Source organism: Mucilaginibacter sp. P2_D11 (assembly GCF_056404435.1).
In genome coordinates, this window is record NZ_JBFUEA010000013.1 from 124,157 (window position 1) to 140,160 (window position 16,004).

10 protein-coding genes are annotated in these 16,004 nt (G+C 42.8%); 7 read left to right on the forward strand and 3 right to left on the reverse strand.

The genetic code is table 11. The features are described 5' to 3' along the window. Positions 1-4 precede the first annotated feature (4 nt). Complete coding sequence (gene chrA, locus AC1DXC_RS20245; RefSeq protein WP_477461000.1) at positions 5-1,231, forward strand: chromate efflux transporter; 1,227 nt, start codon at positions 5-7, stop codon at positions 1,229-1,231. A 358-nt stretch (positions 1,232-1,589) separates the two neighbouring features. On the opposite strand, the gene dnaB is transcribed toward chrA, so the two are convergent. Continuing rightward, entirely contained in the window at positions 1,590-3,143 is a 1,554-nt protein-coding gene (gene dnaB, locus AC1DXC_RS20250) for a replicative DNA helicase (RefSeq protein WP_477461001.1), read from the reverse strand. 305 nt (positions 3,144-3,448) lie between these two features. Between dnaB and rlmB the strand changes: the two genes are divergently transcribed. After that, positions 3,449-4,210 (forward strand): 23S rRNA (guanosine(2251)-2'-O)-methyltransferase RlmB, encoded by a 762-nt coding sequence (gene rlmB / locus AC1DXC_RS20255; protein ID WP_477461002.1) that lies wholly within the window; start codon positions 3,449-3,451, stop codon positions 4,208-4,210. Between the two features lie 93 nt (positions 4,211-4,303). Here the strand turns inward: rlmB and AC1DXC_RS20260 are convergent, their stop codons facing one another. Continuing rightward, positions 4,304-5,389 carry a mannose-1-phosphate guanylyltransferase gene (locus AC1DXC_RS20260; RefSeq protein WP_477461003.1) on the reverse strand — a complete coding sequence of 362 codons (1,086 nt, stop codon included), beginning with the start codon at positions 5,387-5,389 and terminating at the stop codon, positions 4,304-4,306. A gap of 245 nt (positions 5,390-5,634) precedes the next feature. On the opposite strand from AC1DXC_RS20260, the gene recQ reads away from it, so the two are divergent. Continuing rightward, positions 5,635-7,830 carry a DNA helicase RecQ gene (gene recQ, locus AC1DXC_RS20265; RefSeq protein WP_477461056.1) on the forward strand — a complete coding sequence of 732 codons (2,196 nt, stop codon included), beginning with the start codon at positions 5,635-5,637 and terminating at the stop codon, positions 7,828-7,830. A gap of 644 nt (positions 7,831-8,474) precedes the next feature. Here recQ and AC1DXC_RS20270 read toward each other — a convergent pair. Then, positions 8,475-8,618, reverse strand: a complete 144-nt coding sequence (locus AC1DXC_RS20270) for a hypothetical protein (RefSeq protein WP_477461004.1) — start codon at positions 8,616-8,618, stop codon at positions 8,475-8,477. Positions 8,619-8,750: 132 nt separating this feature from the next. Between AC1DXC_RS20270 and AC1DXC_RS20275 the strand changes: the two genes are divergently transcribed. The 4 genes from AC1DXC_RS20275 to AC1DXC_RS20290 all read left to right on the forward strand — a co-directional run bounded on the left by AC1DXC_RS20275 (position 8,751) and on the right by AC1DXC_RS20290 (position 15,983). Continuing rightward, positions 8,751-9,491 carry a hypothetical protein gene (locus tag AC1DXC_RS20275; protein ID WP_477461005.1) on the forward strand — a complete coding sequence of 247 codons (741 nt, stop codon included), beginning with the start codon at positions 8,751-8,753 and terminating at the stop codon, positions 9,489-9,491. 88 nt (positions 9,492-9,579) lie between these two features. Next, positions 9,580-12,261 carry a TonB-dependent receptor gene (locus AC1DXC_RS20280; protein WP_477461006.1) on the forward strand — a complete coding sequence of 894 codons (2,682 nt, stop codon included), beginning with the start codon at positions 9,580-9,582 and terminating at the stop codon, positions 12,259-12,261. Positions 12,262-12,305: 44 nt separating this feature from the next. Further along, on the forward strand, positions 12,306-13,493 hold the full coding sequence (locus tag AC1DXC_RS20285; protein ID WP_477461007.1) for a DUF4249 domain-containing protein: 1,188 nt from the start codon (positions 12,306-12,308) through the stop codon (positions 13,491-13,493). 111 nt (positions 13,494-13,604) lie between these two features. Next, on the forward strand, positions 13,605-15,983 hold the full coding sequence (locus tag AC1DXC_RS20290; RefSeq protein WP_477461008.1) for an MG2 domain-containing protein: 2,379 nt from the start codon (positions 13,605-13,607) through the stop codon (positions 15,981-15,983). Positions 15,984-16,004: the final 21 nt, after the last annotated feature.

Below are 16,004 nucleotides of genomic sequence, written 5' to 3' on the forward strand. Positions count from 1 at the left end.
TACATTGAGGCGCAGGGAGCTTTTATTCATCAGGGATGTATCGCTGTACACCTTTACTGCATTTGGTGGTCCGCAGGCGCATATTGCCGTTTTGCTGCGCGAATTTGTGCAGAAACGCGGTTATATTACCGAGGAGGAACTGCTGGAACTAAACGCTCTCTCGCAGATTATGCCGGGCCCATCGTCTACCCAAACGCTGGTGGGCATAGCCTGGAAAGTAGGGGGGCTGCGATTAGCCATCATAACCTTCCTGATTTGGATATTGCCCTCATCGGCCATTATGTGCATGGCCGCCATTAGCTATAAAATGTTTGCCGATAAGGAGAGATTGACCGCCATACTGCGGTTTGTTCAACCAATGGCGGTAGGCATAGTAGGATACGCCACTTATACGTTTGCCTCTAAGTTCCTGCGCACCAAAGTTACTGTGATGCTTGCGGCCGCCTCCTTGATTGCCACACTGATATTGCAGAACCCTTACGCTTTCCCCTTGTTGATTTTGATGGGGGGCATCATTTCCTCTGCATTGGAAACGCAGCCTCAGGAAAACGAGTTGCGGGTAAAGCTGTTCAGTAACGTAAACCCAAATAAGGTTGCTTACTTTATAGGAATATTGCTGTTTTTTGCCACTTTGGGTGCTGTGGTGAGCCGTAATTCGGCCTTCAGTTTACCCATACGTCTGTTCGAGAATTTTTACCGCAATGGGATATTGATATTCGGCGGTGGGCAGGTACTGGTGCCGCTGATGTACACCGAATTTGTGGAGCTGAAGCACTATCTCACCAATTCGGAATTCTTAAGCGGATATGCTTTGCAGCAGGCATTGCCGGGGCCAACATTCTCATTTACGTCATTTGTTGGCGGCATTGCCATGGGCGATAGAGGCTACGGTATTGCAGGGCAGATAGTGGGCAGCGCGGTAGCGGTTATCGGCATCAACCTGCCGGGGCTGATACTCATCCTGTTCATCGTGCCGTTTTGGAACGATCTGAAAAAGATAACCCGCATCAAAAACTCCTTGAGCGGCATCAATGCCGTAGCGGTAGGTTTTATGGCCACGGCGTTTATTATGTTGATGAAGCCCTTCCACCTCAATTTATTGGCCTACGGGTTAATGGCAGCTACCTTTCTTTTGTTGCAGTTTACAAAGATTAAGGCACCAATCATCATCCTAATAGGCGTAGCCCTTGGATTGACAGTGTCGAATCACCCAATCAAATGTCATTTTTAAGTTGGAAATTCCTGGAAAATCATAGCTAAAATCCGCGCAAAAGTTGGAAAAAGCTGGAAATGTTTTGCTTCGCTGTAATGCACATTTAGCTATAAATTACCGTTTACGCGTAAATCCGGGAGTTTTTTATGCTTGCTCAAAAAATACCCTAAAACGCCCAAAAAGGTTAGAAAAACACCGAAAAATTGAAGAAAAGCGACGATTTTTGAAGGTGTTTTTGACGAATTTAAGCTTTCGCGAGGCAAAAAATCAGCGTAGGAATATTATCTCGATCCGACTCAAATCTCCCGCGTTTGTTAATATTCTATAAAATAAAACCTGGACAGAAGTTCCCGCTTAAGAAGCTCACCGCCCGACTTTAAAACGGTGGCTCGTCTTCCATATCGTCCATCCTTGAGGGACGGATGATGAAGTTGCTTTGCTTCTCGAAATCCTGTGACGGAGCTAAACCTGCAAAGGCGTTGCCGGCAGGAGGGAAGCCGTCCATATTGGTTTCCAAATCGGTAAATTTCACGTACTTGCCAACGAACTTAAGCCTTACGCGGCCGGTTTCGCCGTTACGGTGCTTGGCAATAATTACCTCGCCCACGCCCTGTGTTGGGTTGTTATCCTCATCCACATCCAGGCCGTAATACTCGGGGCGGTAAAGGAATAATACCATATCCGCATCCTGCTCAATAGAGCCCGATTCACGTAAATCTGATAGCATGGGCCTCTTAGAACCACCGGGGCGGCTCTCTACCGCACGACTCAACTGCGAGAGCGCAATTACCGGCACATTCAACTCCTTTGCTACCGTTTTTAAAGCGCGGGAAATACTACCGATTTCTTGCTCGCGGTTGCCACCCTTGCCATCGGCTTTGCCGTGCATCAGCTGCAGGTAATCGATGATAATCAGCTGTATATCGTGCTGAGATTTTAAACGGCGGCATTTAGCGCGGAACTCGAATATATTTAAGGATGGGGTATCGTCTATAATCAAAGGAGCCTGCTCCAGGCGGCCAACTTTCGAGTGTATCTGTTGCCATTCCCACTCTTCCAAAGTTCCCTTACGTATCTTTTCCTGCTCAATCTCAGTTTCGCCGGATATTAAACGATTCACCAACTGAACCGAGGACATCTCCAGCGAGAACACTACCACCGGCTTGTTGAAATCTACTGCGGCGTTACGCGCGCAGGTAAGTACAAAGGCGGTTTTACCCATTGCCGGGCGCGCAGCGATGATCACCAAATCGGATTTTTGCCATCCTGAGGTCATACGATCAAGCTCGGTAAAGCCGGAGGCAACGCCTGTTAGGCCGTCCTTTTTGTCCTTCAGCGCTTCCATGTCCTTTAATGCTTCATGCACAAGGTCGTCCATCATGCGCGAATCGCGGCGGAGGTTGTTCTGGGCTATCTCGAAAAGGTTCTTTTCGGCTTTATCCAGCAGGTCGAAAACGTCGCTGGTATCTTCATAAGCGGAGCTGATTACTTCGGTAGAGATGCGTATCAATTCGCGCTGTATGTATTTTTGGATGATGATGCGCGAGTGGTACTCGATGTTGGCGGCAGAGGCTACGCGGTTGGTAAGCTCGGTAACGTAGTACGCGCCGCCAATCATTTCCAGTTCGCCCTGCTGGCGCAACTGGGCAACCACAGTAAGGATATCTACCGGTGATGTTTTCTCGAACAGCACCGCAATGGCATTGAATATTTTTTGGTGGCGGATTTCGTAAAAAACCTCTGGTTTCAATACATCGATAACTGAAGAAAGGGCATCTTTTTCCAGCATCAGCGCACCCAATACAGCTTCCTCCAGGTCTAGCGCCTGGGGAGGTAATTTGCCCAGCAACCCGTTTGGTGTAGGGTTGCTGAAACGGCTTTTACGGTCGGTGTTGGTCTTATTATTGGTAGAATCGTTCTCGAAAATCATAACGAACAAAAATATACAAAATAACATGGAGGATGTTCGATATTTCGTCCACATACCAATTTAAAACTTAATGAAAACGGTATCAGCGATATAAATTTGGGGCATTGTTATCAAGGCCCGATGTTAATAACTTGTTGGGTATTTTATAATTGGCTTAACATCAGCATAATATAACAATGTGGATAAAAGTTGGCAATTGTTAACTACGGCAATGGCGTATTTGGCGAATACCAAAATGCTGTTTAGTTCAATAACCGTAAAATGAGTTTATATAGCTACTTTTGCCCCTATCCAACATACAAGAAATGAGTTATAATTCTAAGCCGGTGCGCGAAGGCAACCAAATGGTTTTTGGCATACGTGCGGTTATCGAGGCGATACTTGCCGGGAAAGAAATTGAAGCGCTTTACACGCAGCGCGGACTGGGCGGCGGCCTGCTAAATGAGCTACGCGATGTGATGAATGAGTACCAGATTACCGCGCAACAGGTGCCGGTAGAGAAGCTGAACCGCATCACCATGAAAAATCACCAGGGCGTTATCGCGTTTATATCGCCCATTACTTACCATAAGGTAGAGAACATTATCCCGGAGATTTTTGAAAAAGGGGAGGTGCCTTTGATTTTGGTTTTGGATAGCATTACCGATGTGCGCAATATGGGGGCCATAGCCCGCACGGCCGAATGTGCAGGCGTGCACGCCATCGTTATCCCGGCAAAAGGCTCGGCACAAATAAACCCCGATGCAATTAAGACGTCGGCAGGTGCGCTGTATAAGATACCGGTTTGCCGCCATGATAATTTTATGCAAACCGTTAAGTTTTTGCAAGAATCGGGCCTGCAATTGGTTTGCTGCACCGAGAAAACCAACGAGTTTATCTACACGCCAGATTATACCGCACCAACGGCTATCATTATGGGTTCGGAAGAAGATGGTATCCGCAACGAAATCATCCGTATATCAGACCATCTGGCCAAAATACCCATGTTCGGCGAGATAGAATCATTGAACGTATCGGTATCCACAGCGGTGATATTGTATGAAGCTATAAGGCAGCGAAATATTTAAAAAGAATCAAGAGACAAGAAAGCCCAGCTAGTACTTTTAGTTGGGCTTTCTTATTTTAGTCTTGTATCTTGATTCTTATGTCTTGAATCTCTTCTATATGTATTTCGCCCCGAACTTGCTCTTTACGTCGGCAACTACTTGTTTAATGTTCTGTTCCTGGTCGCGCGGGCAAATGAGCAGGGAATTGTTGCTCTCTACTACGATGAAATCGTGCAGTCCTTGCAATATCACCAGCTTTTCGCCGGGTACGTTTACCATGCAGTTGCTGCTATCGTACATAATCACCTTTTCTGATGGGATAACGGCGTTGCCCACATAGTCCTTATCGGCCAGTTGATAGATGGATGCCCAGGTACCTAAATCGCTCCAGCCAAATTCTGATGGCAGTACGTAAACGTTGGATGCCTTTTCCATAATGCCATAATCGATAGAGATATTGATACAGCGCTGGTATATCTTGTGTACGAAAGCCTTTTCCTCGTCGGTATTGTAAACGGAGCGGGCTTCGGCAAATATCTCATGCATTTCGGGCAGGTAGCTGTTAAAGGCTTTTACAATAGCCTTTGCCGACCATACGAAAATCCCTGCGTTCCACAAAAAGTCGCCGCTTTGGATAAAGGTTTTGGCAATATCCACGGTTGGCTTCTCGGTAAAGGTTTTCACTTTATGAAAATCGTCGTTGACTACCTCATCAGTGTATTGGATATAGCCGTAGCCGGTATCCGGGCGCGATGGTTTTATACCCAGCGTTACCAGGCATTGCTTTTCGATAGCTGCCTGCAACGATTTTTCTATAGCAGTAACAAAGGCAGCCTCGTCTAGTATCAGGTGGTCAGACGGGGCCACTACGATAGCAGCGTTAGGGTTAAGGCTTTCAATTTTAAAACAGCCGTAGGCCACGCAAGGCGCGGTGTTGCGCATAACAGGCTCGGTGAGTATCTGGTCGTCTGCCATATCTGGCAGTTGCTTTTTTACCAGGCCGGTATAAATTTCGTTGGTGACTACATAAATATTCTCTTTAGGGCAAATTTTAAGGAAACGATCATAGGTGTTTTGGATGAGTGTTTTCCCGGTACCCAGTATATCGATGAATTGTTTTGGATGAGAAGTCCTGCTTATTGGCCAAAAACGGCTGCCAATACCGCCTGCCATAATAATGGCATAGTAGTTTTTGTTCATGCTCGGGTCGATGAATTTTTATTTGTTAAATACTGGTTAAAAGTGTGCATTAATTTGTAAATTTAGTATTAAATAGAACTAAATATTTCAACGCAAAAAATACACTCTTTTAAATGTTTAAATAAACAAATTGTTTTCAGAAGAATAATCATTTTTATATAAAATTTTACACAAAACCCATCGTTTATTTATAAATTTTTGTTATTTTGAACCATATTTTTAAAACGTATTAAAGTACATAGATGATAGAAGCTAAAAAATCGCTTTTTGATAACCTGCAGAATTTCTTCGGGTTTGATAACTTTAAAGGGGAGCAGGAAGCGATAATTACGAACATTTTAGCAGGTAACGATACATTTGTGATAATGCCTACCGGTGGTGGCAAATCCATGTGTTATCAACTACCTGCATTGATGAGCGAAGGCACAGCGATTGTGATTTCCCCGCTCATTGCACTGATGAAAAACCAGGTAGACCAGCTAAGGGCCTTCGGTGGCTCAGACAGCATAGCGCATTTCCTCAATTCCTCGCTTACCAAAGCCGATATTCTGAGAGTAAAAGACGATGTATTGAGCGGCAAAACAAAGCTGCTTTACGTTGCGCCCGAATCATTGACTAAGCAAGAGAACGTCGATTTTTTGAGGCTGAACCAGGTATCCTTTGTGGCGGTAGATGAAGCACACTGTATTTCAGAGTGGGGGCATGATTTTCGGCCCGAATACCGCAAGATACGCCAGGTGATAAGCAATATAGGTGACGATATCCCTATCATAGCCTTAACCGCAACCGCAACACCCAAAGTACAGCAGGATATCCAGAAGAACCTGCAAATGAACAACGCTACGGTTTACAAGTCGTCGTTCAACCGCTCAAACCTGTTTTACGAGGTAAGGGCTAAGCGCACGGCTATTAAGGAAATCGTAAAGTTCGTAAAGCAAAACCAGGGCAAATCGGGCATTATTTATTGCCTCAGCCGTAAAAAGGTTGAGGAAGTGGCCGAGGCGCTTAATCTAAACGGTGTAAAGGCATTGCCATACCACGCCGGTTTAGACCCTAAGGTGCGTGCCGATACACAAGACAAGTTTCTGATGGAAGATGTAGACGTTATTGTGGCTACCATCGCCTTTGGGATGGGTATAGATAAGCCTGATGTACGCTACGTGATACACCACGATATGCCTAAAAGCATGGAGGGGTACTATCAAGAAACCGGCCGCGCCGGCCGCGATGGCGGTGAAGGTGTTTGCGTTGCCTTCTACAGCGGCAAGGATATCGATAAGCTGCAGAAGTTTATGAAAGATAAGCCTGTGGCCGAGCGCGAGATAGGCACCCAGATACTGAAAGAGGTTATCGATTATGCTGAATCGTCGGTTTGCCGACGCAAGCAGTTGCTGCATTACTTTGGCGAGAACTTTAATGAAGCCGGTTGCAATTGCATGTGCGATAACTGCTCGGCACCGAAAACCCATTTTGATGGCGAAGCGCAGCTGCATAAAGCCCTTAGCCTGATTAAACTAATCGGAGAGAAATTCGACGATTGCCATATCATCAATATCCTGATGGGCAAAGATGATGCCCAGGTGAAGAACTATGAGCACGATAAATTGGAAGATTACTTCGGCACCGGTATAGAAGACGGCGATAACCTTTGGAACTCGCTCATGCGTCAGGCTTTGCTGAACAATTTCCTTTCGAAAGATATTGATCATTACGGCCTGTTGCATTTAACCAAAGCCGGCAATTCGTTCATAGAGAACCCCTACAGCATTCGTTTCGTGTTGAACAGGGACATGGGCCCGACAGACGATGACGAGGCCGAGGACGGCCCTAAACAGGGTGGTGGTGCATTAGATACGGCACTGCTGCAGATGCTGAAAGACCTGCGCAAGAAAATAGCCAAGCAAAAAGCCTTGCCACCGTTCGTTATCTTCCAGGACCCTTCTTTGGAAGAAATGTGCACGCATTATCCGATAAATACAGAGGAACTTAAGCAAATATCCGGCGTGGGAGCAGGCAAGGCGCTGAAATTCGGCAAGCCGTTTACCGATCTGATAGAGAAATACGTGGACGATAACGATATAGACCGCCCGGTGGATATGGTTATTAAAAGCGCCGCCAATAAATCGGCTTTGAAAGTATTCATCATCCAGAATATCGACCGCCATTTGAATCTGGATGATATAGCCGCCTCTAAAGGCCTCACCTACGAGGAGATATTGAAAGAGGTAGAAACAATCGTAAACTCGGGTACCAAACTCAACCTCAATTACTATATCGACGAGGTTATTGATGAGGACAAACAAGAAGAGGTTTACGACTACTTCAAGACAGCCGAGATAGACTCCATAGATGATGCCCTGGTAGACCTGGGCCCGGATGATTATACCCGCGAAGAGGTACAGCTTATGCGTATCAAATTCATGTCGGAAGTAGGGAATTAAGTTTTACGCCGAGAGTACACTTAGATAAGCCCTTTATTTTATAAAAGCCTGGAGTTCCCCTCCGGGCTTTTTTTTGTTAGCGAGACTCAAATAAAATGGATATGTTAATAATATAATTTATGAAGGGCCTGCGGCAGTAATTTCGCGGGCCCTTTAATTATATAACTAATACCCTATTCAAGAAATTGTTTTCAGATCATTCGTTTAAGAAAACGGACCAAGTTGAACCACCGCAATCAGGTGCTCTTCTTCAAATTGTGGATGCCCGCCCCAAGCGTTAGGCTGTAGTATTGAGGAACACATCTGACAGCATGGGCCGCGCAAAGTTTCGTCAATTTGAACATTTTGTGCCCTATTTATTTACTTTTGTACCCGTTCATCCATCTTTCCCATCTATACTTTTGGCCCAGCCCAATCAATAACCTGATAGCTTTAAAAAAGAGATAATAGTTTCTTTGTTTCCGGATGGGAAGTGGGGAACACCGACATTCAATGCGGAGACGACTTTGTTAGCTATCATTTTATCTACCAATAAACCTATGATAAACCTATATTCATGTTGAACAAGACGCAAGTATTGAAGCAGGTCTGCTGCAAACCGATAATTCCCCTGATTTTGCTTTGCATAAGCATATCTGCTAACGTCACTGGTATATCTTATAAAAAGATGCCAGGGGATTGCTACTTAAGCCGGATAAAGGCTTAATGTACATCGCCGTTTGTAAGGATGATATCATAGAAGTCAAATACACTACGTTCGCCGGTTTCAGCACCAAATCCTCACTCATTGTTAATAAAAAATTGGGACAGGCCATTTTTGATGTGCGTGAAAATAAAAATCAGGTTATAATCACAGCTGCCAGGTTAAAAGTTAAGTCCATTTCTAAAATATGAGTCAGTTTTACCTATATACGCCCTCAATGAGAAAAATTGTTTACCTGTCCGTGATTTTATGCCTTATCAATATAGTAATCAGCAAAAAAACTTTAGCGCAAGTTGTTAATCGTGATAGTAGTTCACAGCAAAATGCCTTTGATAAGGCGGTAACGTTTTATCATTCGTCGGTTGGCAAGCAGGCCGATATATTTAATGGAATTGAATACCATTTACACGACCCACTAGCAAAGGGCAACGCCTATTTTTTGGATGTAAACTCGTTTACTCCCGGATCGGTTTATTACGATGACGTTTATTACGATGACGTACCTATGCTTTACGACTTAAATACCGACCAAGTGGTAGCGCTTCTATATAATCATTATTCTATGTATTCATTAGTTAAAGAAAAAGTAAAAAGTTTTAATTTCTTAAACCATCATTTCGTCAATGTAAAAAGTGATGCCCCTGGCGAAAAGGAAGGTTTAAAGCCGGGTTTTTATGATCAATTATATCTCGGTAAAACTGAAATTTTGGTAAAACGAGAAAAAACAATTCAAACAAACAACTGGGCCGAAAGCTATTTCTCGGAGTCCACAAAGTGGTTCCTCCAAAAAAACAACGTTTTTTATAGCTTCAATAATCAGGGCGAACTGTTGGAGCTTTTAAAGGATAAAAAAAAGGAATTAAAGCAATATATTAAAACCAATCACATTCAGTTTCGGGCTAAACCAGAAGAGGCAATGGTCAAAATTGTATCTTTTTATGACCATTTAAGCAATTAATATGAAAAGCCTTTATCTTGTTATTTTTTGTTTGGTCTTTCTAGTCCGGGTAGGTTTCGCGCAGCAAAAAGATGTAAAGTTGATTAGCGTGAATTTCGAAAAGGCAACAATTGAGCAATTTGTGACTGATTTGGAATCGAAATCAGATTACCATTTTTTTTACGATGCTACGCAGTTCGACAGTTTAAAAATCACCCTGCAGGTAACCTATAAACCGGTAACAAACATTTTAGACATAGCGTTCAGCAATACCGATTATCACTATGCTATTGTCAACCAGCAAATTTTTTTAGCTAAAGGTAGAGACATTAAAAGCGAATTAGCGTCTGATTTTTTGGAAACACCGACAAATAATCAGCAGGTGACACAGCCCCCGGCAATAGCATACTACACCGACGATCGTGATAAAAAAATACCCGAGGCCACAACCGAAAACAAGGTTTACGAAGTCGGCTTAAAAACAAACGTCATAGCACCGGGCAATGCAGTTTTATCAGGTTACGTACGCAATATTAAAACGGGCGAAGCGGTGGCTGGTGCAAGTATTTATGTTGAAAGCACTAAAGCTGGTGTAGCTACTGATCAATTCGGATATTTTGCCCTTACAATGCCTCGCGGACGGCATTTGTTAAATATTAGAGGGATGGGAATGCGCGATACCCGCCGGCAGATAATACTTTATGCCGATGGCAAATTAAATATCGAAATGCAGGAGCAGGTAAACAGGTTGAAGGAGGTTAAAATTTCGGCCGATAAGGTGGCAAATGTACGCGGTGTAGCCCTTGGTGTAACGCGGATCGATATTAAAAACATTAAACAAATACCAACCGTTTTTGGCGAGGCCGATGTACTGCGGGCAGTGCTTACACTCCCAGGGGTTACATCGGTTGGCGAAGCTACCACCGGTTTTAACGTTCGCGGGGGGGCTGCCGACCAAAACTTGATTTTATCTAATGGTGCTACTATTTATAATCCGGCGCACTTTTTTGGCTTTTTTGCAGCATTTAACCCGGATGTAGTAAAGGGTATTGAACTTTATAAAAATAGTATCCCCGAAAGATTTGGCGGGCGTTTATCGTCGGTATTGGAAATCACCAACCGCGAAGGCAATAAAAAAGTCTTCACTGGTTCGGCAGGGATTGGCTTGTTAACCAGTAGGTTTAGCATTGAAGGGCCGATTGTTAAAGATAAAACCTCATTTATATTTGGCGCACGTACAACCTATTCCGATTGGTTGCTGAGTTTTTTGCCCGCTGCGTACAAAAGCAGTTCAGCTTCTTTTTATGATGTGAATTTTGATGTGAGCCATCAAATAAATGATAAAAACAACCTTTACCTATCAAGCTACATCAGTGGCGATAAATTCCGGCTCAACAGTGACACTGCTTATTCGTATAGCAACAAGAGTATTGTTTTAAAATGGAAACATAATTTTAACAATAAACTATATAGCGTTTTGTCTGCCGGGGTGGACAGGTACCAATATGAAATAAGAGCCAGTGCCAATCCGGTTAACGCGTTTAAATTGGGCTTTAATATTAACCAAAGCAATTTTAAGGGCGTTTTTACTTACTACCTCAGCAATAAACACACCATTAATTTCGGGCTAAGCTCTATTTTATATAAGGCCAACCCCGGCGGTTTCGAACCCTACGGCAGTAGTTCGCTCGCAGCGCCCGATGTTGTAGCACCCGAGCATGCCTTGGAAAGCGCATTATATTTAGGTGATAAATACGATATAACATCTAAATTATCGGTTAGCGCGGGTGTAAGGTTTAATATATATAACTACCTCGGTGCGCAAACGATAAATTATTATGCCGCCAATTTGCCAAAAGATGCAACAAATGTAATTGACAGCACCATTTACAAAGGCGGGCAGATTATTAATACTTATGCCGCGCCCGACATCAGACTATCGGCCAGGTATTTGATTAACGACGATTTATCGTTAAAAGTGGGTTACAATACCATGCACCAATATCTCCATTTGCTTTCAAACTCTACCTCTATTTCGCCAACCGATGTTTATAAATTAAGCGACCCTAATATTAAACCTCAATCTGGCGACCAGGTTTCGCTTGGTATTTTTAAAAACGTAAAATCTAATACCATCGAATTGTCGGCCGAGGTGTATTATAAACGCATCAATAATTATCTCGATTACAAAAGCGGCGCAAACCTTTTGTTAAACCACCATATTGAACAGGACGTAATTAATACGCGGGGAAAAGCCTACGGTGTTGAGTTTTTATTAAAGAAAACCGAAGGGAAATTAAACGGATGGCTGAGCTATACCTATTCGCGCACGCTTTTACGGCAGGATGACCCCAACGCAGGAGAGTTAATAAACGGCGGAAAGTACTACCCGGCTAATTACGATAAACCACATTCCTTTAATTTTACGGGGAATTACAGATTCACTCACCGCTATAGCGTTTCGCTCAATATAATTTACAGTACCGGCAGACCAATTACTTTGCCAGTATCCGAATTTGAATATTCGGGCTCCGAAAGGGTATTTTATTCGGACAGAAATGCCTATAGAATACCTGATTATTTCAGGTCCGATTTTTCGATAAACATCGAAGGTAACCATAGGGTACATCAACGCTTCCATGGTTCATGGTCTGCAGGAGTTTACAATTTAACGGGCCAGCAAAATGCATATTCCACCTATTTTGCCGAACAGGGCGGCGTAATCAGTGGGTATAAATTATCCATATTCGCGGCCGCCATCCCATTTATAAACTATAATATACGATTTTAAGCAATATGAATAATCAATCTGCTTTTTTGAAAACGGAAAAAAAAATGATAGTAAAAGTTTTTACCTGGAGTTGCATTTTATTTTTCATAGTGGTATCACAGGGCTGCAAGTTGCCCTATGACCCGCCGGCGATTGCTTCGCCAGGCAGTTACCTGGTGGTTGAGGGAATGATAAATAGTGGTACCGACTCTACATTTATAAAACTTAGCCGCACGGTTCCCCTTTCGTCGGGTAATACTCATAAGCCGGAGTTGGGAGCGCAAGTAGTTGTAGAAGGCGATGATAGTTCGAAATATCTTTTAATGGATTTTGGTAAAGGCATGTATGCTACACCGGCGCTATCACTTGATAAAACACATAAATATCGTTTAAGGATAACAACATCCAACAATGAATCATATCTTTCGTCGTATGAGGCAGTATTAAATAACCCGCCTATCGACAGTATCGGATTTACTGTACCCGATTACAATACCGTACAGATTCATGTAAATACGCACGATCCGGCTAATGTGGTAAATTACTATCGTTGGGATTACGCCGAAACATGGAAGTTCCACAGCCCCTATGAGTCGGCGTTTGTTACCAACGGACGGGAAATAGTTCGAAGGACCCCCGCCCAGCAGGTCTATTACTGCTTTGGCCGCGATTCATCAAGTACCATTATTTTAGGCTCATCGGCCTCGCTAACACAGCGTGTAATTCATCAAAAACCAATTGTGCACGTGTTGGCAAATACTGAAAAACTCCAGGATAAATATAGTATTGAGGTAAACCAATACGCGCTATCGAAAGATGCTTATAATTTTTGGGTTAACATGAAAAAGAATACCGAACAATTGGGGAGTATATTTGATGCCCAGCCATCAACTATCAATGGAAATATACAATGCCTGAGCACACCATCGAAACCAGTTATTGGGTTTATCGGTGTTTCAAACGTTCAGCGAAAGAGGATATTTATTACCCGGTATCAATTACCCCGTGACCTTAACTACTTCACCTTTCCGTACACCTGCAAACTAGATACGGTATTGTTTGATTACCAGTCGCCAAATGGAGGGCCGACTGTTAATCAGGTAGCCGGTCGTTTAATACCCCTCGGCTCGCAATCTATACCATTGGACCAATTATTAGACAGTTCCGGGATTATTGGATATACGGCTTCGAGCCAGGTATGTGCGTCTTGTACCGAACGTGGCACCACAAAACAACCACCATTTTGGCAATAATATTTTGAGGGTTTAAGTTTCGAAGTGTAAAAAATAGAAAAACACTGAAAAAAAGTTGAAAAGTTTGTATCCCAATTAGTGAAGGGCCATACAACGAATAAATATTTGATCATGAGAAATATAATGAAAGTCATCAGGTTGACCGTTTTTACGATGGCTCTATTTGCCTGTTACTTCAATAGTAGCGCCCAAACTATTAACGAGGTTCAAAACAGTTTTAACTTATATAAGCAAACCACTTTGCTCGAAAAGGTTTTCGTACACACCGATAAAACCGTTTATGTGCCAGGCGAAATAGTTTGGTTTAAGGTTTATTGTGTAGACGGTAACGATCATAAACCGCTCAATTTAAGTAAAGTGGTTTATGTTGAAGTGTTGGACGACAGGCAAAACCCTATAGCCCAGGTAAAGGTTGCAATGAAAAATGGTTTTGGCGATGGCTCTGTTTATGTGCCGGTGACTACAGCAAATGGCAATTATAAATTGAGGGCCTACACCAACTGGATGAAAAATTATAGTCCCGATTTTTATTTTGAAAAAGCAATAACACTCACTAATCACCCCTTAAAGTCTCCTGGTCCGCTTAAAGAAACAGCTTTAAAATACGATGTGCAGTTTTTCCCCGAGGGAGGAAATCTGGTAAGTGGCCTTGAAAGTAAAGTTGCTTTCAAAATAACCGCATCAGATGGTAAGGGTGTTTCCGCAAAAGGAGTAATCGTAAACCAACATAACGATACGCTGACAAAATTTCAAACACTAAAATTTGGGATGGGGTCTTTTTCGTTTACACCCAATGTAAATGACACCTATAAAGCCATAATTTATATAAAAAACAATGCACCACTAATTAAGGCCATATCCGAAATTAAGGCGCACGGTTACGCTATGAAGCTAACAAAAACCGAAAACGGTCAGTTGGATATTACAGTACATAGCGACAACATAACAGGCGAATCTATTTATCTGTTTGCGCATACAAGGCAGGAAATAAAAGCCGCCGCAACGGCAGTAAGCACTGATGGTATTGCCCACTTTTTTATTGATCCCAGTGTTTTGGGAGATGGCATTTCACATTTAACTGTTTTTAATGGCCTAAAACAAGCGGTTTGTGAAAGACTATATTTCAAAAGCCCCGAGCGGCAATTATTTATTGATGCGGCAGCCGATCAGCAACTATATGGGCGGCGTAAAAAGGTTAGTATAAACGTTGCCACGAAAGACAAAGGAGGCAAATTGCAAAATGCAGAATTATCTATGGCGATCTATCAAGTCGATTCTCTGCAAGCGGTTGACAAAACTGATATTTTTAATTACCTGTGGCTTAATTCGGATTTGAAAGGCTTTATTGAATCGCCCGACTATTATTTTAAAAACAAAGATGCCGAAACATCCGAAGCTTTAGATAACCTGATGTTAACCCAGGGTTGGCGCAGGTTTGAATGGCAACAGGTGCTGGCCAATAAACCCGCCAGCTTTACTTTCGTGCCCGAGTATAACGGACATATTATTTCGGCCAAAATAGTTAACACTCAAACTGAAGCGCCTGCCAAAAACATCATAACGTATTTGGGTGTGCCCGGGAAGAGGGTGCAATTATATTGTTCGCAAAGTGATTCACTGGGCCATTTAATTTATAACACCAAAGATTTTTTTGGTCCGAATGAAGTTATCGTGCAAACAAATTCACTTAAAGATAGCATCTATCGTATTGAGGTATTGAGCCCATTCTCCGAACAATTTTCGAAAACAATATTCCCAACGTTAGATTTTAATTCAACAACGGCCAAAGCGCTTCAGCAGCGCAGCGTTAGTATGAAGATATTGAATATTTATTTTGGTAGTAAATTGCGGAATTATTATGAAGCAAAGACCGATAGCCTCCCCTTTTATGGCAGGCCGTATAAAACCTATAAGCTCGACGACTTTACGCGTTTTACAACGATGGAAGAGGACTTAAGAGAATATGTATCCGAGGATTATATTGTGAAAAAGAAGGGACATTTTCATATCGTCGTATTAAGCGGTAATGGATTTTTAGATGACGATCCGTTGGTATTGCTTGATGGTATCCCTGTTTTTGATATCGACAAAATATTTGCTATCGATCCCTTAAAAGTAAAAAAACTCGAAGTTATCCCGTTCCGGTACTTCCATGGCGTAGTTGAACATGAAGGTATATTTAGTTTCACAACTTATAAAGGCGATTTGGGCGGTATCGACATCGATCCTAAATCGGTGGTGCTTGATTATGAAGGATTGCAATTGCGCCGCGAATTTTATTCGCCGGTTTATGACTCCGACACTAAAACAGCCACTCGCTTACCCGATTTCCGTAACGTATTGTATTGGACACCTTCGGTGAACAACAAAGGCAATGATATTGTATCATTTTATACATCCGATCAACCAGGAAAATATGCGGGCGTTATACAAGGAATCAACACTAAAGGCGATGCCGGAAGTCAGTATTTTTCGTTTGAGGTTAAATAACAAATGATTATATACTTTTCA

What these genes read in the sequence shown, in the direction of transcription:
- AC1DXC_RS20260 (WP_477461003.1), bottom strand. Translation starts at nt 5,389, where the DNA reads ATGAACAAAAACTACTATGCCATTATTATGGCAGGCGGTATTGGCAGC.
- rlmB (WP_477461002.1), top strand. Translation starts at nt 3,449, where the DNA reads ATGAGTTATAATTCTAAGCCGGTGCGCGAAGGCAACCAAATGGTTTTT.
- AC1DXC_RS20285 (WP_477461007.1), top strand. Translation starts at nt 12,306, where the DNA reads ATGATAGTAAAAGTTTTTACCTGGAGTTGCATTTTATTTTTCATAGTG.
- AC1DXC_RS20270 (WP_477461004.1), bottom strand. Translation starts at nt 8,618, where the DNA reads ATGAGTGAGGATTTGGTGCTGAAACCGGCGAACGTAGTGTATTTGACT.
- dnaB (WP_477461001.1), bottom strand. Translation starts at nt 3,143, where the DNA reads ATGATTTTCGAGAACGATTCTACCAATAATAAGACCAACACCGACCGT.
- AC1DXC_RS20290 (WP_477461008.1), top strand. Translation starts at nt 13,605, where the DNA reads ATGAGAAATATAATGAAAGTCATCAGGTTGACCGTTTTTACGATGGCT.
- AC1DXC_RS20275 (WP_477461005.1), top strand. Translation starts at nt 8,751, where the DNA reads ATGAGAAAAATTGTTTACCTGTCCGTGATTTTATGCCTTATCAATATA.